Annotated in this window: 1 protein-coding gene and 1 pseudogene; both read left to right on the forward strand. The window is 40.1% G+C overall.

Annotation, left to right across the window (positions count from 1 at the left end):
• Window positions 1–574 (forward strand): type II secretion system F family protein (locus R8N49_RS25015; protein ID WP_029849893.1); only part of this gene is annotated, 574 nt, incomplete at its 5' end.
• Window positions 574–774: pseudogene (locus tag R8N49_RS25020) on the forward strand (pilus assembly protein TadD); the annotation flags it as partial. The gene R8N49_RS25015 and the pseudogene R8N49_RS25020, both read left to right, overlap by 1 nt.

Consider the following 774-nt stretch of genomic DNA (forward strand, 5'->3'; position numbering starts at 1 on the left):
GTTTATTGGCTACTCCTACATTCAAGGAGAGATGGAGTTTTCATCCGCGTTTATTTCATTCTCGCTTTCTATGCTTGTTTGTTTGATCGCGCCGGATATGTATATCTCATCGCGAGGGAATGCAAATGTGCGACATGTAAGTAGTCGGCTGCCTTTCTTACTGGATTTGATGAACGTTTGTGTACACACGGGGATGACGTTAGAAGCGAGCTTGGATTACTTGTCGAACGAGCTAAAAACGGTCGATGAAAACCTTGCTTATGTCGTTAAGAAAACGTCAGAACGGGCCAAAATTGTTGGGTTAGACCGAGCTCTCACCGAGTTTTACGACTTAGTCCCAACGACGGAAGCACAAAGCTTCGTCATGACGCTTACTCAAAGCTTAAAGTACGGGTCATCCGTGGGTGCGGTATTAGCCTCTCTTGCTTCTGATATTCGAGAAATAAACATGCTCGAACTGGAAGAGAAAATCGGCAAGATGGGGGCAAAAATGTCGATCCCAATGATCGCTTTTATCATGATTCCTATTGTTGTTCTAATCGCAGCGCCAGGGATAATGAGGATGCTAGGATAATGAATATAAAAAACTATTTCTCTCTTTTGGTGTTACTTTTTTTAAGTGGTTGTTCAACTATCAATCAAGAATTAGTAACAAAAGAAAAATTACTGACTAACTCTGGTCAAACTGAACAGCTTATTGAATTTTATAAAGCGAACTTAGTCGAAGTCCCGAGTTATAAGATAAAACTGATCAATTTATATTTGGATAATAAA

The sequence above is a fragment of the Vibrio sp. 1978 genome, from assembly GCF_033344345.1.